At 52.7% G+C, this 21,741-nt stretch carries 17 protein-coding genes; 6 read left to right on the forward strand and 11 right to left on the reverse strand.

All coding sequences use genetic code 11. The annotated features are described in order from the left end of the window. Positions 1-3: 3 nt before the first annotated feature. The 5 genes from ACAN56_RS22085 to ACAN56_RS22105 all read right to left on the reverse strand — a co-directional run bounded on the left by ACAN56_RS22085 (position 4) and on the right by ACAN56_RS22105 (position 6,402). The gene (locus ACAN56_RS22085) at positions 4-1,353 is read right to left on the reverse strand and encodes an ABC transporter substrate-binding protein (protein WP_038597504.1); all 1,350 of its coding nucleotides are present in this window, start codon (positions 1,351-1,353) and stop codon (positions 4-6) included. 98 nt (positions 1,354-1,451) lie between these two features. Then, positions 1,452-2,291, reverse strand: coding sequence for a carbohydrate ABC transporter permease (locus ACAN56_RS22090; RefSeq protein WP_038597501.1), 840 nt, complete (start codon positions 2,289-2,291; stop codon positions 1,452-1,454). After that, positions 2,284-3,228: a carbohydrate ABC transporter permease gene (locus ACAN56_RS22095; RefSeq protein ID WP_052092358.1), complete on the reverse strand. Its 945-nt coding sequence runs from the start codon at positions 3,226-3,228 to the stop codon at positions 2,284-2,286. The genes ACAN56_RS22090 and ACAN56_RS22095 overlap by 8 nt, the downstream gene beginning before the upstream one ends. Before the next feature lie 112 nt (positions 3,229-3,340). Continuing rightward, the gene (locus tag ACAN56_RS22100) at positions 3,341-4,606 is read right to left on the reverse strand and encodes a response regulator (protein ID WP_038597498.1); all 1,266 of its coding nucleotides are present in this window, start codon (positions 4,604-4,606) and stop codon (positions 3,341-3,343) included. Beyond that, the gene (locus ACAN56_RS22105) at positions 4,606-6,402 is read right to left on the reverse strand and encodes a sensor histidine kinase (protein WP_379145765.1); all 1,797 of its coding nucleotides are present in this window, start codon (positions 6,400-6,402) and stop codon (positions 4,606-4,608) included. The genes ACAN56_RS22100 and ACAN56_RS22105 overlap by 1 nt, the downstream gene beginning before the upstream one ends. A gap of 317 nt (positions 6,403-6,719) precedes the next feature. Between ACAN56_RS22105 and mobA the strand changes: the two genes are divergently transcribed. From mobA to ACAN56_RS22125, 4 genes are all read left to right on the forward strand, one after another. After that, positions 6,720-7,373: a molybdenum cofactor guanylyltransferase gene (gene mobA, locus ACAN56_RS22110; RefSeq protein ID WP_052092357.1), complete on the forward strand. Its 654-nt coding sequence runs from the start codon at positions 6,720-6,722 to the stop codon at positions 7,371-7,373. A gap of 116 nt (positions 7,374-7,489) precedes the next feature. Further along, a complete protein-coding gene (locus tag ACAN56_RS22115) occupies positions 7,490-9,355 on the forward strand; it encodes an ABC transporter ATP-binding protein (protein WP_038597492.1) in 1,866 nt (621 codons plus the stop codon). Then, positions 9,285-9,965 carry a response regulator transcription factor gene (locus ACAN56_RS22120; protein ID WP_379145766.1) on the forward strand — a complete coding sequence of 227 codons (681 nt, stop codon included), beginning with the start codon at positions 9,285-9,287 and terminating at the stop codon, positions 9,963-9,965. Before ACAN56_RS22115 ends, ACAN56_RS22120 begins: the two co-directional genes overlap by 71 nt. Beyond that, positions 9,962-11,020 carry a sensor histidine kinase gene (locus ACAN56_RS22125; protein WP_076109677.1) on the forward strand — a complete coding sequence of 353 codons (1,059 nt, stop codon included), beginning with the start codon at positions 9,962-9,964 and terminating at the stop codon, positions 11,018-11,020. Before ACAN56_RS22120 ends, ACAN56_RS22125 begins: the two co-directional genes overlap by 4 nt. On the opposite strand, the gene ACAN56_RS22130 is transcribed toward ACAN56_RS22125, so the two are convergent. The 3 genes from ACAN56_RS22130 to ACAN56_RS22140 all read right to left on the reverse strand — a co-directional run bounded on the left by ACAN56_RS22130 (position 11,013) and on the right by ACAN56_RS22140 (position 14,178). After that, positions 11,013-11,756, reverse strand: coding sequence for an SDR family oxidoreductase (locus ACAN56_RS22130; protein WP_038597483.1), 744 nt, complete (start codon positions 11,754-11,756; stop codon positions 11,013-11,015). The genes ACAN56_RS22125 and ACAN56_RS22130 overlap by 8 nt on opposite strands. A gap of 169 nt (positions 11,757-11,925) precedes the next feature. After that, positions 11,926-12,534 carry a TetR/AcrR family transcriptional regulator gene (locus tag ACAN56_RS22135; protein WP_379145767.1) on the reverse strand — a complete coding sequence of 203 codons (609 nt, stop codon included), beginning with the start codon at positions 12,532-12,534 and terminating at the stop codon, positions 11,926-11,928. 63 nt (positions 12,535-12,597) lie between these two features. After that, positions 12,598-14,178, reverse strand: coding sequence for an aminotransferase-like domain-containing protein (locus ACAN56_RS22140; protein ID WP_379145768.1), 1,581 nt, complete (start codon positions 14,176-14,178; stop codon positions 12,598-12,600). Between the two features lie 228 nt (positions 14,179-14,406). Here ACAN56_RS22140 and ACAN56_RS22145 point away from each other — a divergent pair, with 228 nt between their 5' ends. Further along, positions 14,407-15,018, forward strand: coding sequence for a LysE/ArgO family amino acid transporter (locus ACAN56_RS22145; RefSeq protein ID WP_038597477.1), 612 nt, complete (start codon positions 14,407-14,409; stop codon positions 15,016-15,018). Between the two features lie 89 nt (positions 15,019-15,107). Here the strand turns inward: ACAN56_RS22145 and moaA are convergent, their stop codons facing one another. Further along, positions 15,108-16,109: a GTP 3',8-cyclase MoaA gene (gene moaA / locus ACAN56_RS22150; RefSeq protein ID WP_038597474.1), complete on the reverse strand. Its 1,002-nt coding sequence runs from the start codon at positions 16,107-16,109 to the stop codon at positions 15,108-15,110. Positions 16,110-16,495: 386 nt separating this feature from the next. Between moaA and ACAN56_RS22155 the strand changes: the two genes are divergently transcribed. Continuing rightward, positions 16,496-17,173, forward strand: coding sequence for a TorD/DmsD family molecular chaperone (locus tag ACAN56_RS22155; RefSeq protein WP_038597471.1), 678 nt, complete (start codon positions 16,496-16,498; stop codon positions 17,171-17,173). Between the two features lie 133 nt (positions 17,174-17,306). Here ACAN56_RS22155 and ACAN56_RS22160 read toward each other — a convergent pair whose 3' ends face one another. Next, positions 17,307-20,507: an efflux RND transporter permease subunit gene (locus ACAN56_RS22160; RefSeq protein ID WP_379145769.1), complete on the reverse strand. Its 3,201-nt coding sequence runs from the start codon at positions 20,505-20,507 to the stop codon at positions 17,307-17,309. Between the two features lie 114 nt (positions 20,508-20,621). After that, a complete protein-coding gene (locus ACAN56_RS22165; protein ID WP_379145771.1) occupies positions 20,622-21,536 on the reverse strand; it encodes a TetR/AcrR family transcriptional regulator in 915 nt (304 codons plus the stop codon). Positions 21,537-21,741: the final 205 nt, after the last annotated feature.

Consider the following 21,741-nt stretch of genomic DNA (forward strand, 5'->3'; position numbering starts at 1 on the left):
GTATTATTTTTGAGTCTGATCATAGGACTGTTTCTCTGCCTCAAGCAGTTTAGCCCATTCGTCCAGCATTTCTGTTCCGGTCATTTTTTTGGCCATCACCTTTTGAATCATAGGCTCGATCTTTTTCTGGATATTGCTGTAGCCCGGTAAATAATACGGAGTGCCGGCAAAATGCGTATCGGCTGAATTCAGCAGCTCCGAAGCGGATTTCATATAAGGAATGTCCTGAATCCAGGCATCGGCCGCCGCCTCCTGATTGGCAGGGATTTCACCATAAAGCTTGGCGTACTGGCTGTTGATGTCATGAGACAGATAGAAGGTCATGAATTTCCATACCGCGTCTTTGTTTTCGGCGGTTTTGGTCATGGTCAGACCCAGCGGCATGAGGCCGGGATGTTCACGATAGCCGTTGACACCCTTCGGAAACGGAACGGCTTCAAACTTGGTATAGTCTCCGTTGAATGCTTTCTCATGGGAGCTTGCCGAGCCGAGGTTATGCACAACAACAGCCGCTTTGTCCGATTGGAAGGTGGCGGCGAGCTCGCTCCAGCCCTTGTTGAGATCATCCTCTGGAGTATAGACATTATAGGCGCCTAAATATTTCTCCAGAAACTCTGCGTGAAGGGGATCATTGATCGTTGCTTTTCCTTCAGGCGTAAAATAATCAGCAATTCCGGAGTAGGAGTACATCAGCATTTCCAGCGTATTGGCACTTCCGGCACCACCGCGGATACTGAGCCCGTAGCGGTCTTTGGATTTATCGGTAAGCTTGGCAACATCCTCGAAGAATTGATCCCAGGTATCGGGGAGCGCAAGGCCGGCTTCTTTGAACCAGTCAGGGCGCAGCCAGAGATTCCAGGTCTGGGAGCTGTATGGTAGCGCATACAATTTTCCTTCTTTGGTATCCAGCTTACGGTTACTGGCAATCAGCTCAGCGGAAATCAGATCCTTGTCGGCCCAGCTGTCATAATAGGCATCGAGGGGCTCCAGCACATCTCTGGCGAGCAGGTCGGCCTTGAAATCATTCATGATATCCGGTGCCTGTTCTGCGGAGATCGCGACATTTACCTTTTGCTCGTAAGCGGACAAATCACCGGGAACCCCGAGATAATCCACCTTAATATCCGGGTTCTCTTCCTCAAACTGCTTGATGATCTTCTCGAAAAAAGCGTTGCGCTCCGTAGTCACCGCAGCTGCCCAGAAGCTGATGGTTGTCTGCTTAGCCTTATCCCCGTTCTTGCTGGCTTCGCCTGATGAGGCGGAGTTCGTTGCCTTGTTCGAGCCGCAGCCGGTCAATGCCAGCAGAAGCGAGGCGCCCACCAATACGGAACTCCGTAATTTTCTTGTCTTCATAAATCTTTAGACCTCCCTGAAAGTTATATTGTTGTATATATTAAGGACGTTTCCGGGAAAAGCCTTTCCGGCCCCGTCCTTAATGACTGGAGCCGGATTCAGCCCTTGACGGCACCGCCGAGGCCTTCCACCAAATAACGCTGGATGTACATGAACAGCAGCACAGGAGGGATCAGCCCGATAATGCTTCCCGCTGCCAGTGAGGCATACTGCACACTGAATTCGCCGATCATAAATTTCAGCCCGATAGGAATTGTGAAGCGGTCCGGCGTTGTGATAAACGAGAACGCGACCAGGAATTCATTCCAGACGCCGATGAATGCGAAGGCGCTGGTTGCCACGATGCCCGGAAGCACGATCGGCGCAATAATGGCGAAGATAATGCGGAATCTTCCCGCACCGTCGACCATGGCCGCTTCGTCAATCTCCTTCGGAGTGGAGGCGATGAAGCCGCGCATCAATATCGTATTGAACGGGACCTGCAGCACGATATAGAACAGGACTAGCGAGTAAGGCGTGTTGATTAGCCCGAGGTTCTTGAAAATCAGGAACAGCGGAATTACAAACAGGATGACGGGCATCATCTGTGTAGCCAGCAGGATCAGCATAAAGGCGCTTTTTCCCTTGAACTTGAACCGGCTCATCGCATAACCGTTCATCACCGACAGCAGTGTAATGACGATCACCGACAGGATGGAGACCAGCACACTGTTGAGGAAATATTGCGAGAAATTATTATCGTTCCACACATTGATATAATTCTCGAAGGTCAGCGGAGACGGAAGATATTGAATTGTCGAGCTCATAATGTCCGTTTCTTTTTTTAGAGAGGTGGAGATAGCCCATAGAAAAGGAACGAGTACAAAGATCAGCGTTAAGGCCAGCGGAATGTAAAAGAGCAGCCTGCTGCCTATTTTGCGGCCGGTAGTCTTATTCATCCTGCATTCCTCCCCGGTTGAGTCTCAGGTACAGAATGACAAAGAGCATCAGGAACAGGAAGGTGACGACGCCAAGCGCCGAGCCATATCCGTAGTTGCCCTCAAGGATCGAGGTCTTCATCATATAAATCGGCAGCGTTGTCGTCATATCCATCGGGCCGCCGTTCGTCATCGTAAAGATCATGTCGATGGAGTTGAATTCCCAGATGGCTCTGAGCAGGGTGGCGAAAATAATGCTCTCCTTCAGATAGGGAAGAGTGATATGAAACAGCTTCTTCAGGGGCCCGGCACCGTCCACCTCGCAGGATTCGTACACTTCGTGTGGAATGGTCTGCAGCGCGGCGAGCAGGGTGATCGCAAAGAACGGAATACCCCGCCACAGCTCGGCGAAGACTACGGAGCCGAACACAGTGCTCGGATTAGCCAGCCAGGCGATGGCTTCATCAATGATGCCAAGCTTCATCAGGATATCGTTGATGATCCCGATATGCTGGTTGAACATGAGCGACCACAGCATGGTCGTTAGCACACCGGATACGGCCCAGGGAACCAGCACCAGCGAGCGGACCAGGCCGCGCAGCCGGAAGGACTGGTTCAGCAGCAGGGCAACAATCAGCCCGAAGACCAGCTGAAGGGCCACCTCGGAAAACACCCATTTCAGCGTAGTGACCAGTGTGGTGTAGAACAAATCGTCTTCCGTGAAGATATGGCGGAAATTCTCCAGTCCGATATAGCCTGCTTCCTGCAGGCGGGTGAAATCGTAGCTTTGAACACTCAGGTCGAATACCCGGAATATCGGAAAGATCAGGATGCCCGCAATGAGCAGGACTGTGGGGGCGATAAGCAAATAGGGAAGCCACCCGTCCCCTTTGATGCGTTTTCTTTTTCCCGGTTTGGATAAGGCAAGCTTGCCCCCGGTTTGTCGCGTAATATCCATAACTGCACCTCCAAAACAATCGTAATTCAGATAACGGATCAGCTGAATAAGATATATTTCAAAGGTTGTTTGTTTTCTTTAACAGTTTGCGTATAAGTTAGCGGCTGCCGGCTTAACCCTGCTGAGCCTTACGGTAGTCCGAAGGGGACATGCCGAAGTGCTTTTTGAACAGCACGCTGAAGTATTGAGGATTAGGGTAGCCTACCTTTTCGCTAATTTCATAGGATTTGTAATCTGTCTGCTTCAGCAGCTCCGCCGCCTTTTCCATCCGGATGCCGGCGATATATTCGATTACGTTGATCTCTCTGTATTTTTTGAAGAGAGTACTTACGTACGATGGTGAGATATGAACTTCACCGGCAATTGCCGCGAGACTCAGCTTCTCATCAGCGTAATGTTTGATAATATACTGCTCCATTTGCTTCAGCAGCATGTGATGCGAATGCTGTGAATGGCGCATTTCATCACAGAAGAACAGGCCGGGTTCGCCGGCAACATCCTTCATATGCGCAGCCGTCAGGGCTTTATTGTAGGAGTAGGGGATCTGGGCGAAACCTTCGCACACGCTGCCTACACCGATGCTTACCGGAATTTTAAGACAGGCCTCAATCGTATTCCTCATCTCCTCCAGCAATTGGGCAAAGGAACCGTCCGGTTGATCCGCCTCGCCCGGGTTCTCCAGGTTAAAGAGAATATTGATTCTGTGATTGTAATGGACGAAAAAAGGCTTTGGAGCCCGGCCGCTGAACTGTTCAACGCCTATATTGCGGATGGAGAACAGCAGCAGCTCGGCGTTCTCCTCAATGCCGGGCCGGGAGAAGCGCCGCAGATCTTCGGGCTGGATCACCGCGACCCGGAAGTAGTTCCCCTCCCAGCGGATGCCGAGGAGATCCATTTCGCGGCGTGCCCAGTCGATGCTGGGAACACCGGACAGCAGATCGGAGAAGAACTTGTTTTCAATCAGGGTTTGGCTTTTTTGAGCCTTCTCAGATTCCCGCAGCTCCTGCAGCAGACTGCGCCCGGCTGCAGCCACGGACTTCAGGATGGTATCATTGTCCTCGTATTTCAGAATGTAGTCGGAAGCCTGCAGGTGGAGAGCTTTCTTGGCATAGGAGAAATCATCATAGCCGGTCAGGAAAATAATCCGGGTCAGCGGATACGCCCTGTTCACCATCTCCGCCAGCTGGAGCCCGTCCAGCAGGGGCATCTGAATATCGGTCAGCAGGATATCCGGACGGAGCTGCTGAACAAGCAGCCAGCCCTCTTCCCCGTTCGCGGCGGTTCCGGTCACCTCGATGTCTTCAGTACTCCATTTCACATTGGCCCGTATGCCTTCCCGGATCCATTTATCATCATCCACAATCAGCAGTTTCAGCATTATAATCGTTCTCCTTTCGTATCGCCTGTATAAGGGAGGTACACCTTTACCTGTGTGTACAGGCCCTCTTCGCTGTCGAGCTTTAATCCATAGCGGCTGCCGAAATGCAGGACAATCCTGCGGTGGGCGTTCCACAGCCCGTAGGTGATGGCTTCATGTCCTACCGTCTCTGATTCCAGCGAGGCGCGGAGCTGGGAGAGCTTGTCCCGGCTGATCCCGTGCCCGTTGTCATACACTTTAAAGACAGCATAATCCCCCTCACGGCGGCCGGAAATGGAGAGGAAGCCGTGGCCGTGCTTATTTTTGATTCCATGGTAAATGGCATTCTCCACCAGCGGCTGCAGCGTAAGCTTGAGAATGGGAAGCTCAAGCAGCTCGTCTTCGACTTTAATCTCGAAGTCAAATTCCTGGCTGTACCGGATGTTGAGTATCATCAGATAGCTGCGCACATGCTCCATCTCCTCACGGACCGGAATAATCTCACGGCCTTTGCTGATGCTGATCCGGAAATAGGAGGTCAATGCACTGACCATGGTGGAAGCGCGCTGCCGCTCATTCATATCAATCAGATGTTTGATGGAGCTTAGCGTGTTGTAGAGAAAATGGGGCTGGATCTGGGCCTGCATAGCCTGCAGCTCGATCTGGCGTTTCTTCTCCTGCTCACTGCGTACTGTCTCGAGCAGCTGGGCTACCGAAGCCACCAGGCCGGAGAGCCCGCGGGCCAACACGCCAATTTCATTATGCTGGTCCAGCTCAAAGCTGACGCCGAGGTCTCCCCGCTCGAAGCGTTTGACCTGCTTGGACAGGTAGCGGAGCGGGTTGCTGAGGTTGCGGGCGACAACCGCGGCAGCCACGATGAACACAATTAGGATAAACAAGATCAGAACCAGGGAGATGTATTTGATGCGGGTTGCTCCCTCCAGAATATCCTTCTCCGGCACAACCGCTGCAAGCACCCAATGATTGAGCGGCAGGGTATTGTAGGCAATGGCCATTTTCCGGCCCGCCTTGCTGTCGGCTGTCAGGCTGCCGCTGTCCTGTGATCCGTTTCTTAGTGCGTTAATGGTTTCCCCGCTGAGTTCATATTCGGCATCCAAGGTCTTGGAGTACAGCTCGCCTTCCGGGCTGATCAGCATCAGTGTCCCGCCCGGACTGATCTTTACATTCTCCATAATCTCGAGAAAATAGCTTTCACGTAAATTAATAAGGACAATGCCGCTGGCCGGGGAATGTTCGGTGCCGATCATTTTGAAGCTGCTCATAACTCTCCGCTGCTCCACCGTCTCAAAGATCGTATCCTTATGGCTGTTCAGCCAATAGTAGCCTTTCTGCGAGGTATTATAGCGTCTGAGCCAATCGTTCAGATCAATATGGACCTGCCGGGGGACATATTCCTGCTGCAGGTTGAAGGATCTTCCGTTATTGAACGCGACGAAGATGGAATCGATCATCTGGAAATAGGAATGGTACACATCGTCAAGCTGGTCGTGCAGCTTTATGAGATCGTCATACCGGTTCTGGTCGGCCTCCTGGCCTTCTCCCGAAAGGATGCTCTGCAGGGCATCATTATCCTCCAGGCGCACCAGCTGTTCGAAGATTGTGAGAAATTTGTCGTTCATGAACAGGGCTGTCTGATGAGTGGTGTCGGCGAGGGCGTAGAAAGCGTTTTCTTTTAATTGCCGACTGGACGAAAGATAAGAGAAGAATCCGGTCAGCACGACGGATAAGACCAAAATGGGCAAAAAGCAGATTAACAGCTTCGATTGGATCGGCCTGTCTACGAGGTAACGTTTCATGGAATAACTCCTTTTTGCAGATAAGATCTCCACAATGTTTACGTGAACATTTATGGAATGAGCCTCGCTTATCCTTAGGCAGCTGCCGGAACCGGCGCTTAGGAGGCCTTGAATTTAGAGTCTAGCACAGACCTCCGCAAAATCAACCAGTGTCTATATTTTTTCGAATTTTGAAAAAGTTCGCCCGCGTAATAAATTTCATTTCTTTCCTGCAGCAAAGAATATTTGAAGTGATAACACGCCAGCCTTGCTGTTTTCGCGCTGTAAAGTTTGATACGATACCCATAGAGAACAGGAGATTTCAGCGGGAGGAAAAAATGACACAATACACGGGAATTATTCTGACAGGGGGGGCTTCGAGGCGGATGGGCAGCGATAAAGCGCTGCTTACACTTGCCGGAGAACCTGTGATTGCCCGGCTGGCGGACGAGTTGGCCAAGCTCGCCGAAAGTACGGTCATTGCCTGCGGTCCCCGGGAGCGCAGGGAGTACGACTTCTTGCAGCTTCCCCAGATTACGGACCATTATCAAGGCTGCGGCCCTCTGGCCGGTCTTCATGCGGCGCTCAGCCATTCATCAACGGAATGGAATCTGGTGGCGGCTTGCGATCTGCCGTTTGCTTCGGCGTTATTTCTGCAGTACATACTCAGCTGCCATGCGGCAGCGTATCCCGAGACAGTGAGTCATAGAGCCGGTTTCGGCGCGTCTGCCGCTGTTCCGGTGTCCGCCTCCGGCCGGACGCAGCCCCTGCTAGGGCTGTACCATAAGCGGACACTTCCGGCGCTGGAAGCAGCGCTGAGCGGTGGAAGGTTCAAAGTCATGGAGTGCCTGGAGAAGCTGGACGTTCTATATGTTCCAGAATCCGGCTTTACGCCTAGCCAGCCGGCGCCCTCCCCTTTGTACAATATGAATACAACGGATGATTATTTGGCTGCTGTCAAGCTGCTGCCACAGTTCAAGGGTCCTTGCTGAGAGCACTAATTTTTCCTTCGTTTAACTTCAGTTTACAAAGCGGCGTTAATGTGGAGAGGAAGACGGACAGGAGCGGGACAGCTCCGAGATCTATCCGTCAGAAAAGAGGAAGTTCTATGAATAAATCCAAATCTTCACGGAAGCAGGGAGCGGCCTTGAAGCCGTTTCTGAAGCTGCTGCATGAGACGAAACCCTCCTACGGGCTGCTTGCTCTGGCGGTAGGGCTTAGTATGATATCGACGCTGGTGGGCCTGGTCATTCCTATGTTCACCAAGAATCTGGTGGACGGCTTCTCGCTGGCCTCCATCAGCAAGCTGCAGATTGCGGGGATTGCCGGAGCTTTTGTAGCCCAGACGATTGCCGGAGGCGTCTCCATTTATTTGCTGAACTACGTAGGGCAGAAGATTGTTGCGGGACTGCGCGACCGGCTGTGGCGCAAATTTCTTGTGCTGCCGGTGGCCTACTACAATGATAACCGCACAGGTGAAAGCGTCAGCCGGATGACGAACGATACCGGAATTCTCAAGACGCTGATCTCCGAGCATTTAGCCAGCTTGTTTACCGGGGTAATCTCCATCGTCGGTTCGATATCGGTGCTGCTGTATCTGAACTGGAAAATGACGCTGGTGCTGTTCACGGTGCTTCCGCTGTCCGCACTCATTCTGGTGCCGCTGGGCCGGCAGATGTACAAAATCTCCAAGGGCACTCAGGATGAAACAGCGTCCTTTACCGCTACACTGAGCGGTGTGCTGTCCGAAATCCGGCTGGTGAAATCATCGGGCGCGGAGCAAAGGGAATATGAAGCCGGACGGACCGGAATTATGAATCTGCTGTCCTTCGGCATCCGGGAGGGCAAAATCAGTGCGATGATCAGTCCGCTAGTCTCGTTTGTGTTCATGATGCTGCTGGTCGTCATTATCGGCTATGGCGGCATGCAGGTGTCCTCGGGTGCCTTGACTGCAGGTGAATTGGTAGCCTTTATTCTGTATTTGATCCAGATCGTGATGCCGCTCACCCAGCTGACCCAATTCTTCACCCAGGTGCAGAAGGCCAAAGGTGCCTCGGAACGGATCATTGAAACACTGGCTGCGCAAGAGGAGATTTACGAAGGGGCAGAGGAAGCGGATGGATTGCAGGGACCGATTGCAATAGAGGATTTAAGCTTTGGCTATAAAACAGGTGAGCAGGTGCTGGACAAGGTCAGCTTCTCCATGCTGCCGGGTCAGGTTACGGCGATTGTCGGACCAAGCGGAGGCGGCAAAACGACGTTATTCTCAATGCTGGAACGGTTCTATGAACCGCAGCATGGCGTCATCAAGCTGGGCGGGAAGCCAGTGTCGGTGTTTTCCCTGCGTTCCTGGCGCAAGCTGATCGGGTATGTCTCGCAGGAAAGCCCGCTGCTCTCCGGCACGATTGCCGATAATCTCGGCTATGGGCTTGACCGGAAGATCAGCGAGGAGGAGATGCGCCGTGCTGCAGCCATGGCCTATGCCGACGGCTTTATCCGTGAGCTTCCTGACGGCTATCAGACGGATGTGGGGGAACGGGGCGTGAAGCTGTCCGGCGGACAGCGCCAGCGGATTGCCATCGCGAGGGCGCTGCTGCGTGATCCGAAGATTCTGATGCTGGACGAAGCTACCTCCAGTCTCGACAGTCAATCCGAAGCAGTGGTGCAGAGTGCGTTATCGAACCTTATGCAAGGCCGGACCACGATTGTGATTGCCCACAGACTGGCAACCGTGGTGAATGCGGATCAGATTATCTTTATAGAGAAAGGCCGGATCACCGGCAAAGGAACGCACGAAGAGCTGCTGCGCAGTCACGAGTTGTACCGGGAATTCGCGGAACAGCAGCTGCAAATGAACACACCGCAGCTTTTGGAGGGCGGCAAAGAGGAGGCTACAGCAGAATATGGCCAAAATACTGGTAGTGGACGACGATCCGCACATCCGCGAATTGGTGGAGCTGTTTCTGAGAGCTGAGGGGATGGATGAGGTCTACGACGCTTCCGATGGGGTGGAGGCGCTGCGGCTGCTTGAGGACAACAGCGTGGATCTGGCGATCATCGATGTGATGATGCCCAAGATGGATGGCTGGGAGCTGTGCCGCGCGCTGCGGGAAAGCTATGATTTTCCCATTCTGATGTTGACAGCCAAAGGGGAAACCTCACAAATTGTTAAAGGATTCGAGCTGGGTACGGACGATTATCTGGTGAAGCCGTTTGAACCGCTGGTGCTGATCGCCAGAGTTAAAGCGTTGCTGAAGCGGTACCAGATTTCCTCCGCACAGAGTGTAAACGTCGGAAATTTGCGGATGAACCGCAAGACTTATGAAGCCTCCTCGGAGTTTGGAGAAATCACGCTGCCGCTGAAGGAATTCGAGCTGCTGTTCAAGCTGGCAAGCTATCCCGGGCAGACATTGACGCGCGACAGGCTGATTGAAGAAATCTGGGGTTATGATTTTGGGGGCAATGAACGGACGCTGGATGTGCATGTGGGCCGTCTGCGCGAACGTTTCCCCCGGGAAAAATATGGCTTCAATATCCGTACCATCCGTGGGCTGGGCTACCGTCTGGAGGTGGTTAATGGATGAGAAGAATTGGCAGGATTGTGAGAGAAATCCTTGGAATGGGGATACTGATGGCTGCCCTCTATGTTTCCTGGAATGGAGGATATTACGGAGTAAAGCTGCTGTCGGGACATTTTGAATGGTCTCTGTCCCCTTATGGATCGGGGCTGCTTGTTATGGCGCTGCAGTTTCTCATTTTTTTCGTTGTGGGCGGTATCGTAGCTCTTATCGGACATGCCAGGGGGGATGAGAGAGCTTTCTATATTCCCATCCTGACAGCAATGCGGCAAATTTCCAAAGGCAATTTCAAGGTGGAGCTGGAAAACAGCAAGCGTTACGGGCAGTTTGGCGGAATCGTGGAGGGGATTAATGAAATGGCCAGCGAGCTGGGCCGGATGGAGATTATGCGCCAGGATTTCATCTCCAACGTCTCACATGAGATCCAGTCGCCGCTGACCTCGATTCGCGGGTTCGCCCGTGCGCTGCGGGAAGAGGGCCTTAGTGCAGACAACCGGAGACATTATCTGGACATCATCGAAGCAGAGGGCAGCCGGCTCTCCGGGCTCAGCGACAATCTGCTGAAGCTGTCGGCATTGGAGGCGGGCAGCTTTCCGTTTGAAGTGAAGTCATACCGGCTGGACAAACAGCTGCAAGATATGATTCTGGCCTCGGAGCCGCAGTGGCTGGATAAAGAGATTGAGTTGGAAGCCGAGCTGGAGGAGGTTTCGGTGGACGCTGTGCAGGATCTGATGAGCCAGGTATGGACCAATCTGCTGCATAACAGTATCAAATTTACCCCTGAGGGCGGGCATATCACTATACGCGTGCATCACGCAGAGGGTCAAGCCATTGTGGAAATCAGGGACAGCGGCATAGGCATCGCCGAGGAGGAGCTGCCCCGCATCTTTGAACGATTCTACAAGGCCGATAAAGCGAGAAGCGCCAGCGGAGGCGGGAGCGGACTGGGATTGTCACTGGTGAAGAAAATCGTAGATTTGCATAACGGGACGATAAACGTAACAAGCCGTCCCGGTGAGGGGACGGCTTGTACGGTGAGCCTGCCATTGCGGCTTAAATAAATCCGCCGTTTACGCGCAGCGTTTGTCCGGTAATCCACTTGGACTCTTCCCCGGCGAGGAAGCTGACGGCTCCGGCAATATCCTCAGGCTGGCCCAGGCGGCCAAAAGCGTTGGCTTTCTTCAGCCCTTCAAGCTGTGCCTCGGATTTGCCTTCGAGGAATAAATCCGTGGCAACCGGCCCTGGCGCAACTGCGTTGATCGTAATGCCTTTGGCCCCGAATTCCTTGGCGAGCTGGCGGGTGAATTGTTCTACTGCACCTTTCGTTCCGGCATAGATGCTGTAAGCCGGGAACATTTGGCCATTGACCGAGGTGGAGAAATTAATGACCCGGCCGCCCTCTTCCAGATGGAAGAAAGCCTGCTGGCAGGAGAAGTAGGTCCCTTTGACATTGATGGCAAACTGCTTGTCGAATTCCTCCTCAGTAGCTGCGCCGATGAGGCTGTTTATCATGATTCCGGCGTTGTTGACCACGATATCAATCTTGCCGAACAGCTCCTTGGTATCCTTGAACAACTGCTCAATCTGCGCGGGTTTGCTGATGTCGGCCTGAAGGGCGGCTGCCTTTCCGCCTTTTTCCTGGATACCCTGCACCACAGCCTCAGCTTGTTTAGGACTGCTGGAATAGTTAATGATTACAGCGGCCCCTTGCTCCGCCAATCTCTCCGCAACGCTCCGTCCGATCCCTCTAGAGGACCCCGTAATGATAGCTACCTTACCCTGCAGGTTTTGATTCATGAATTGTTCCTCCTTAAAGTTTTGTTAGCGTTACTTCATAAGAATCTGCTTCGGACAAAACTGGATTCGGAAGCATTTTCTTAGTTTTGTTAGCATCACATCATAAGGTTCTGCTCCGGACAAAACTGGCTTCGGAAGCATTTGCTTAGTTTTGTATAAGATACCGGGTTTAACTGGTGACAGCCGTGAGGCCTCTGGCAAGTATTGTCCAGAGCTGTTCGAATTCCTGTCCGATGCTCCCGCTATGCCATTCATAGGCATGGGAAGGATGGTGGAACCGGGCCGTTGCGTAAAAAATTGAACGGGCAATCGTCTCCGTAACGGCGGTTGGCGTAATCGTGCCTTCCTGAATGCCTTTGTCGATTACACTGCCCATCTGGCTGATAATCCGCTGAATATGAGTGTCAATGAGCTCGGAGGCTTCTTCCGTAACAGATGCATACATCTTGAACATTTCGCTGTCCTGCTCGGCGTAGTGATGTTTAAGCTCGATCAGCTTCGCGACATATTTCCTTAGCTGCTCCAGAGCATTTCCGGTTGCTGCAGCTGCCGCGATCTCTGTCAGAGGGGCAAGAATCAACTCGTCCAGCCATCTTTCCGTTACAGCCTCCCGCAATGCCGCTTTGCTGGGAAAATGCCGGTACAAGGTACCATGGCTGACGCCCAGCAGCTTGGCTACATCGGTCACTGAGGTTTTGTCAGGGCCGAACCTGCGCAAGGTCTGTTCAGCGGCGTCCAATATTTCCGTCTTGCTTAAAAAAGCGCTTGGTTTGTTCACGGGTGGATTCTCCCTTCAGTAGGTACAGCTTAACATGGTAGATGACAAATGACAAATTTAAATTTATGTCATTTGATTAATTGTGATATTTGCCAAGGCTGCTATTCCGTGCTCCATCTCATCCTCAGAGGCATAGGCGAAGGACAGGCGGAGATGTCTGCTGTCGCTGCGGTCATACAGATCCCCTGTATTCAGGAGTACTCCAGCCTGTAGTGCAGCCTTGAAGAGCCGGCGCAGCGAAAGAGTTCCATTCAGGGAGAGCCAGATGTAGAAACCTCCGGAAGGAATGCTCCAGGAAGCCAGCCCCGCAAAATGGATATCAAGCAGCTGCAGCATGAAATCGCGCCGCCGCCGCAGTTTTCCGCGTAACAGGATGAGATGCTGCTCATGATAACCGCCTTCCAGCCAGCGCGCGGCGGCGAGCTGCGACAGGGAGCTTGCGCCGTAATCGGTCTGCATCTTGATATCGGCCAGCCGGCGGACTACCGGCTCCGGGCCGACAATCCAGCCGATGCGCAGGCCTGGGCTCGCCGCCTTCGACAGCGTGCCCAGGTGGAGCACTCTTCCCTCGCGGTCCCGGGCTTTCAGGGGGTTGGGCGGGCGATCATCCAGCCATAGATCCTGATAAGCCCCATCCTCGAGAATGGGCAGTCCAAGTCCGCCTGCAATGTCCATTAAGGCGTCCCGCCGTCCCGCATCCATTAGAATTCCGGTGGGATTATGGAAGCTAGGGATGGTGTAGAGCATGGCCGCCTTGCTACGGATGGCTGCGGTTGCCAGCTGATCCGGTAAGAGGCCATCTTTGTCCATTGGCAGGCCGCTGAATTTCACCCCCGCCGACTGGAAGGCGTGGATGGAATACAGGTAGGAGGGCTTCTCCAGCAGCACCGTCGAGCCCCGCGGAAGCAGGCCCAGCGCAATGAGCTGCAGACCCTGCAGCGCGCCCGAGGTAATGAGGATGGAAGACGGATCGGCCGCTATTCCGTTCTTCGACAGCTCCTGGCTGACCGCTCTGCGAAGACTAAGGCTGCCAAGCGGCTCCTCGTAAGAGAGCGGCGGAAGCGGGTTCTGTGCCAGCTCGAGCAGCACCTGGCGCATCGACTCGCCGGGCAGCAGCCCGGGCGCAGGCTCACCGGTGCCGAGACGGATCAGCCCCGCTTCATATTCAAGCCTGTTGATGGCTTGTACCGCAGGCAGGTTAGGGTAGTGGATGCCTTCCTCCACGTAGTCATTCCAGTTGCCGCCAAACTGGCCCGCAGCTCCAGTGGAGCGGGCCGCTGCATCCGGCCCGGAGGCTCCAGCCCTGCTTGAAGCGGCAACCCGGGTTCCTCCGCCCCGACTGCCTTCGATCAAGCCGAGTGCAGCGAGCTGCCCGAGCGCGGTGACAACCGTGCTGCGGTTGACGCCAAGCTGACGGCATAGCTCGCGCTGCGGGATAAGCCGCATGCCGGGAGGCCAGGCGCCGCTGGAGATTTTGCTGATGAAATAGGCTGAGATTTGTCTGTGCAGCGGCAGCGGTGAAGAGGGATCCGGCTTCCAATGGCCGCTTAAACTTGCAGAATCATCAAGGGAAGCGGATTGGACAGGGGGAACTGCCGAGGGTGAGGCTATAAGTGGATGGTCTGATCGGCGTTGGCGCGTCAAAGGACTAGCTCCTTTTTATAGGGTGTAAATGCTGATGGAATAAGAGATTTGTTAATTGGAGTATACCACGCTTCGTCCGGGCTTCTTAATTTGGTTGGGTAGTATCCTCTGGACTTGGAGGGTTACCTGAACCGTTAGGGGGAGTAGGATCAATAGTGCAGCGAAGGACGTGTATGCTGCTGCCATACGTTGATTTGATATAGACAGCAGGCTGGAAGGAGCCGGATGATGACGGAAGCAATAGTGCATGGAATAATATTGGCATTTGGGCTTATTTTACCGCTGGGGGTACAAAATATATTCGTCTTTAACCAAGGGGCGCTGCATCCGCAGTTTCGCGGTGCCCTGCCCGTTATTCTGACGGCTGCCCTGTGCGATAGTCTGCTTATTGCTGCTGCTGTCGGCGGGGTGTCGCTGGTTCTGCTCTCACTGGATTGGCTGACGCCGGTCGTCTTGGGGGCGGGCACCTTATTTCTTTGTTTTATGGGCTGGAAAATATGGGCCGCCGCTCCGGCAAAAGGAGAAGCAAAACGGCTATCGCTGAAAGGGCAGGTGGGTTATGCTTTGTCGGTATCCCTGCTGAATCCGCATGCTCTGATGGACACGGTTGGTGTTATCGGCACCAATGCACTGCAATATGCCGGGAGTGAACGCTGGGTGTTCGCGGCAGCTGCCGCAGGGGTATCCTGGGTATGGTTCATCGGACTAGCGGCAGCAGGGAGAATGCTCGGGAAAGCCGACTCCTCCGGCAAGGCGGTCAGGCTGATGAACAAGGCTTCGGCGGTGCTGATCTGGGGAATTGCCCTCTATATGGGCTTTCAATTGTGGGTAAGCTTTTAGCTCCAAATCTGCTGCTGTAAGTTGTTTTCCTGAAAAAACGGATACCCTGCTGCCTGCAGGGTATCCGTTTTGACTTGCAATCATAAAGGCTAGCCGCCGATTTGCGACATGCGGCGAACCGTCGGAGTATGGCTCTGCGCCTTTTTCTCCAGCGCCAGCGCCATCTCATGGTTATGCGGCTTGTTGCCGAGCGCCTGGCGGAACAGGGCTTGCACCGCCGCCGGATCAGCGGTCAGGGGCCGTACGTTATACTCATCCGCCCAATACAGGCAGGCTTTGATATGACCGTCCGCAGTGAGCCGCAGCCGGTTGCAGTTATCGCAGAAATGCTCGCTGACCGGGTGGATCAGTCCGAAGGTTCCCTGCGCTCCGACCACCCGCCGGTTCTGCGAAGGGCCGTTGCCCGAGGGCAACTCCGCTTCCTCGGTTGCCCAGCCTGCTTCGGTACAGGCTTCTACGACCGTCTCCAGCGGCAAATAAGTCTGGCGCCAGGAATCGCTTGCGCTGCCGATCGGCATATATTCGATGAACCGCACATTCAGCGGGCTGTGCAGGGTCAGCGAGATGAAATCCTTAATTTCATCATCATTGATGCCTTTCATCAGCACAACATTCAGCTTGATCGGGGAGAGCCCCGCCGCTTCAGCGGCTTCTATTCCCTTCAGCACCTTGGCGACATCTCCGCCGCGGGTAATCATCGCGAAGCGCTCCTGTTTGAGCGAATCGAGGCTGATATTCACCCGCGACAAGCCTGCCTGTTTTAGCAGGGCAGCTTTAGCCGGCAGCATGAGACCATTCGTGGTTAATGATATATCTTTAATACCCGGTATGGCGGAAATCATGGAGACAAGCTTCTCCAGATCCTTGCGGACCAGCGGTTCTCCCCCGGTCAGCCGGACTTTACTCAGACCCAGGGGCGCCAGCGCCTCCACCACAGCGGTAATTTCTTCATAGCTCATAATCTCGTCCTGCGGTTGGAATTGCATTCCTTCCGCCGGCATACAATAAATGCAGCGCAGGTTGCAGCGGTCTGTAACCGAAATGCGGATATAGTCATGTAAACGTCCAAAAGGGTCCGTCAGCGGTTCCATAGCGTTGCTCCCTTCATTGGTGTATCTTATTTAAATTTTAAAGATTGCTTTCGCTGCCGTCAATGGTGCTATACGTTGTTAGCTCTCTCTCCGTACGCTCTGCGGGGGAGTAACTGCTGTACGGCAGGCAAAAAGGACAACCTAAATAATAGGGGACAAAAGAGGAACGGCAAAGTCTAAATTTGACAATAGTACGACAATTACGGGGAATGGTCATAAAATGCTCACTGAAAGCGCTTTACAATTTCGATATAATTTAGGTGTGAAAGATTCATCTCTATTCTATGTTCACTTTTGCGCAGCTCACAGCTATGATACCGGGGCATGCACGTGGTAATAACAACGGGTGCAGCATCCGGTCAAACCAAGTAGGGAGGATTTGCAAAATGACGATAACAACAGTTCCATCACTTGTCGTGCCGGAGGCATTTAGCCGCTGGCTGGAGAGCCGGGGATTAATATATCAGATTTTAGTTGATTTTTACGGGAGAAAACCAACGCTTTCGCTGGTTGCCCAGTGGAGCCGCAACCGCCAAATGAGCGTAGCGGCGGAAATGACGGAGGGCGGAAGAGAGCTGAAGCGTTATCTGTGCAGCCAGGAGCCTGCCCAGCTTCCGCTGATCTGCGAGAAGGAGAACCGCGAATACAAGCGGCTGATGAACGAACTGCCGCGTGAAGCTGCCCAGTTGGGCCGTGAGCAGGAATTCTGCAACGTGCTCTCCGATGTGTACGCTTCGGCGGGGATAGTGTTCAAGAAATGCGGCGGCGAAGCCGATGACCATATCGCTATTGAGCTGGAATTTATGGCCGTGCTGCATGAACGGATGCTGTATAACAGCTTCTCGGTGAGAAGTGCCATGGAATTGCTGGAAATCCAGGAGAACTTCCTGGAAGAGCACTTACTGAGATGGACACCACAATTCTGCGAAAGACTGAATGCAGCTACAGACAGTCCTTTATATCTGGGACTCAGCCATATGCTGGAGGAATTTCTGCCGCAGGATCTGCAGATGCTGCGCGCCTGGAAGTCTTCGCTGGAGAGCAGCGCGGCAGCCATGGTTTAGCCTGGACCAAGTAACGGTAACCGGCCGCTATCTATAGACTATGTTTACTTTCATATTAAGCACAAACAAAAGGCGCCTTTCCAATTGTGGAAAGGCGCCTTATTTATGAACTTTTGGTTAGTGTTCTTAAGTTCTATTCAATAACCTTTTTGCTGCGGAATTTCATCAGGAATTCATAGACTACAGGTACAACGACCAGTGTCAGCAGGGTGGAGCTGATCAGACCGCCAATAACGGTCACACCAAGTCCTTTAGAGATAATGCCGGCACTGTTCTCAAGTCCTGTAACCAGCGGCAGCAGAGCGCCGATCGTGGCGAGTGCCGTCATTAGAATTGGACGCAAGCGGGTGCCTCCGGCTTCAAGCAGTGCCTGACGGGTAGACATTCCTTCTTTTTCCTTGTGAATAACCCGGTCAATCAGTACGATCGCATTCGTTACGACGATACCGATCAGCATCAGTGCCCCCATCAGTGAAGAGACGTTCAGGGTTTCTCCTGCCAGCAACAGAGCGACGAGTGCTCCGATCACAGTGAATGGCAGTGAGAACAGGATCGCGAACGGTGCCAGACCGCCGCCGAAAGTAACAACAAGCACAAAATATACAATGGCAATAGCGGCCGCCATCGCAAGTCCGAGCTGGCCGAAGGTTTCATTGATTTGTTCGGTAACGCCGCCGAAGGAGATGGTAACTCCGTCAGGCAGCTCCAGGGCTTCGATCTTTTCCTTCACGTCATTTGAAGCGCTGTTTACATCGGTAGCAATGATTTCAGCGGTCACATTAACGCTCATTTTACCGTCAATGCGGGTAATCGAGTCCGGCGATGTACCGTTCTCAATCTTCGCTACTTCGCCGATCGGCACTGTAAAGCCCAGCGGTGAGGTTAGCGTAGCCTCTTCCATTTCCTGAATACTGCTGTACGTATGAGTGTCGGCTTCAATATAGACATTATAGTTTTTGCCATCCACTTCCACCTCTGTCATTACAGGGCGGGCATTAACCGGACTCAGCTTCATGGCAATCTGTCCGGCAGTGAGGCCAAGCGAACTTAGCTTCGCTTGATCGGCAACCACGGTGTATTGTTCGTAACCTTCAGCAAGGCTGGTTTCCCCATCCTTGAAATTAGCGGTATCTGCATTCACGATGCCTGCTATCTCATCGGCTACCGGTTCCAACTGATCCAGGGTGTCGCCAAAAATATTCACGGTCAGCGTATTGCCGCCAAGGCCTCCGCCCATCATGCCGGACATATCGCCCCACACGCCTTCCGGCACCTCTTTGGTCAGCCCTTCAATCAGATTTTCCTTAACTGTGTCGAAATCTGGAGTATCACTGTCATAGGTAATATAGAAGAGACCTGAATTGCTGGAGCCCATTCCCATAAATCCACCGCCACCGATGGAGTATTGCATGTTGTCGATATGCTCTTGGGTCAGAATGTACTTCTCAGCCTTCAGTCCTTGTTCCTGGACATCTTCAGCGGTTTGTCCGGCTTTAGGTGCATAGGTCATGATGACACTCTTATCTTCCTGTGAAGGCATGAAGCTTACCCCGATTGGTTTGATCAGGAACAAGCTGCCAACCAGCAACAGAACCGCGACCCCGAAAGTAACCAGCTTATGGGAAAGGCACCAGTTCAGAATCTTCTGATAACCCAGAGCCATTTTGCCCGGTTTCTCTTCATGGTTTTTCTTGCCTTTCTTCAGTCCGTTACGGAACAGCGTATGCGCCAGTGCCGGCACAAGTGTAATCGCCACAACCAGAGAAGCGAGCAGGGAGAATACCATGGTCAGTGCAAACGGCAGGAACAGTTCGCCCACCATGCCGCTGACAAAAGCAAGCGGAAGGAATACGGCGATCGTTACAATTGTAGAAGACATAATCGGCACGAACATTTCGCTTGTAGCCGCGCTTATCAGCTCCCGGCCGCGCAGCTTCTCACCCGACAACGTCATACGCCGGTATATATTCTCAATGACGACAATCGAGTCATCGACAACCCGCCCGATGGCGACGGTCATCGCGCCTAGCGTCATCATGTTGAGCGTGATATCCATTTGACGCAGGCATAGAACAGCGATAAGCAGCGACAAGGGAATAGAAATGATCGAGATGATAGTTGAACGGATATTCCGCAGGAACAGCAGAATGATCAGTACGGCGAACAAAGCGCCAAAGACTGCCTTGGACAGCATAGTGTTTACGGAATCCTCAATCGGCTTGCCTTGGTCGAGCAGAACCGTAAGATCCATAGATTTATACTGTTGCTTCAATTCTTTCGTTGTATCTTTAACGCTGTTTACAACTTCAACGGTGTTGGCGTCATTGGACTTAACAATTTGAATCCCGATAGATTCTTTGCCGTTGGTACGGGAGATGGATTCGGACTTGCCGATAACCTCAATGGAGGCAAGCTCACCCAGCTTCACCGTCGGCAGGCCTGTTGGTACTGCAGCACCTGCGCCCGCGCCTGTTCCAGCGGCACCAGTACCAGCAGTACCAGTACTGGCTGCACCAGCACCACCGGCAACAGCACCACCGCCGGCACTAGCAGCACCACCAGCACCTGCTTGTGCGCCCGCAGCTGAAGGCACAAGCGGAATTGTCAAATTCTTAAGATCGTCTACTGTGGTAATATTGCCGTCTACAACAACGGCCTTTTGTGATTTCTCCATTTCGAATAGTCCCAGCGGAACACGCAGAGAGGAGGCTTGAACGAGGCCTTTAATGGTATCCTCTGTCAGCCCGTATTGCTTCAGTTTGTCCTGGTTGAATTTCAGGGAGACTTCCTTGACGTATTGTCCGGAAATCTGCACGGAAGCAACACCTTCGATATCTTCCAGGGCAGGACGGATATCGTTCTCCGCGATGCGGGTCAGCTCTTCCAGATCCCCGGATTTGTCATCGGACAGACTGAGCGAGATAACCGGCAATGAGCTAAGGCTGAAGCGGGAAATGGTCGGCTTCTGGGCATCATCCGGCAGAGCGACATCGTTCAGGGCTTCACGAACGGCAGCTGTGGCATTATCCAGATTCGCACCGTAATCAAACTCGATTTGGATGTTGGAAGCATTCTCGAGCGAGGTGGAAGTGATCATCTTGACGCCATCCACATTGCGGAGTTTCTGCTCCAGCGGCTTGCTGACATCATTCACAACACCCTCCGGTGCCGCACCTGGATAAATCGTTGTTACACTGAGATAAGGAATACTGATATTAGGCAGGGTTTCCTGCTTCATGGTCAGGCCGCTGTACAAACCGGCGAATACGATAATAATGGTTAGCAGCCATATCGCGAATTTGTTCTTAAGCGAGAAATTAATTAAGTTTTTCATAAGTAGTGTTTCTGCTCCTCTCGGACTTTCCTATGGAAAGCCTCTATTTATAATTTACTGGTACTGCCTATCCGGACTTCCTCTCTCTGTTTCCACTTCCTTTGGTCTTAAGGGCTAATATAAACCGCATGTGTTCTGCATGTAAGGAGAAATCAGCTTATTCAAATCCTGCAGTTCCTTGTCCAGTGCAGGGTAGCTCTGCAGGTTGGCCAGCATTCCCCGGACAATTGCCTTACGTGGATGTGGCATGAGAATCTCACTTTCCAGAATCCCCAGAGATTCAAGCCCTTCTTCCAGACTTTGCGTATCTACGGCGGGAGTAGCGCTTAGCAAGACCTTCATTTCTTTAATCAGCTGCAGCGGACTTTTGCGCGGGGTGTCCCCATGTTCCTCGAGCCACTGTGTGAGGTAGGCAGAGGAGATCAGTGGATCAGGCTTATCAGCGAGCAGGCCCGAGACGACGATGTCCAGCAGATCCACTAGATGGTCGGCCATACGTGCGATTGATACAGGTGACCCTTGATTGAAAATAACCCGGATATAGGAGTGGATCATCCCGCTCCCAAGCAGGCTTAGGTCTCCTGTGTAAGCCAGAATATCGGGACCGTACAGGGTTTCCAGTTTATTCTGGAACCAGGTCAGCAGGGGAGCGTTGCTCTTGCGCAGCCATTCCGGCACTTCCATTACGTCTTTTCCGGCAAATTCCTGAATTTGACGCTGCAAAAACTCGCGAAGCTCGTATACATGATTAAGCAGGATCTCGACCTGGTTGCGCAGCTTCTCCCGTGGGCTTCTCCGGCTCTCCAATTCCTCGCGCTGCAGGGGATCACGAATCATGCGGAAGCAATATATGTAAATGCTGCGTTCCAGCTCTTCCTTGGACTTGAACACCAGGTACAGGCTGCCCTTGGAGATTCCGCATAGTTCAGCAATTTCCTGCATGGAGGTGGAGGATGAGCCTTTTACAGCGAATAGCTGCATGGCTGTTTTGATAATCTGTTCTTTTTTGTTTGCGTTTTTGTCAATCACAAAGAGGTATAACTCCTTTCCTGACTATTGGGTTCTGTAAATGACTCAAAGGTCAAGCCGATTATATTATATATTTTGCGGTAATACAAATTTCTGTATGGAGAGTCTAGCTTATTATTGTAATTTGTGTTTTGCAGACGATTCCAGTAGGAAGAAAGAGATTATTCATGTAATATATAAATGTGTCATTTTAGTGATGTACGGA

Origin of the sequence: Paenibacillus paludis (genome assembly GCF_042610515.1) — a bacterium.
Classification (GTDB): domain Bacteria; phylum Bacillota; class Bacilli; order Paenibacillales; family Paenibacillaceae; genus Paenibacillus_AQ.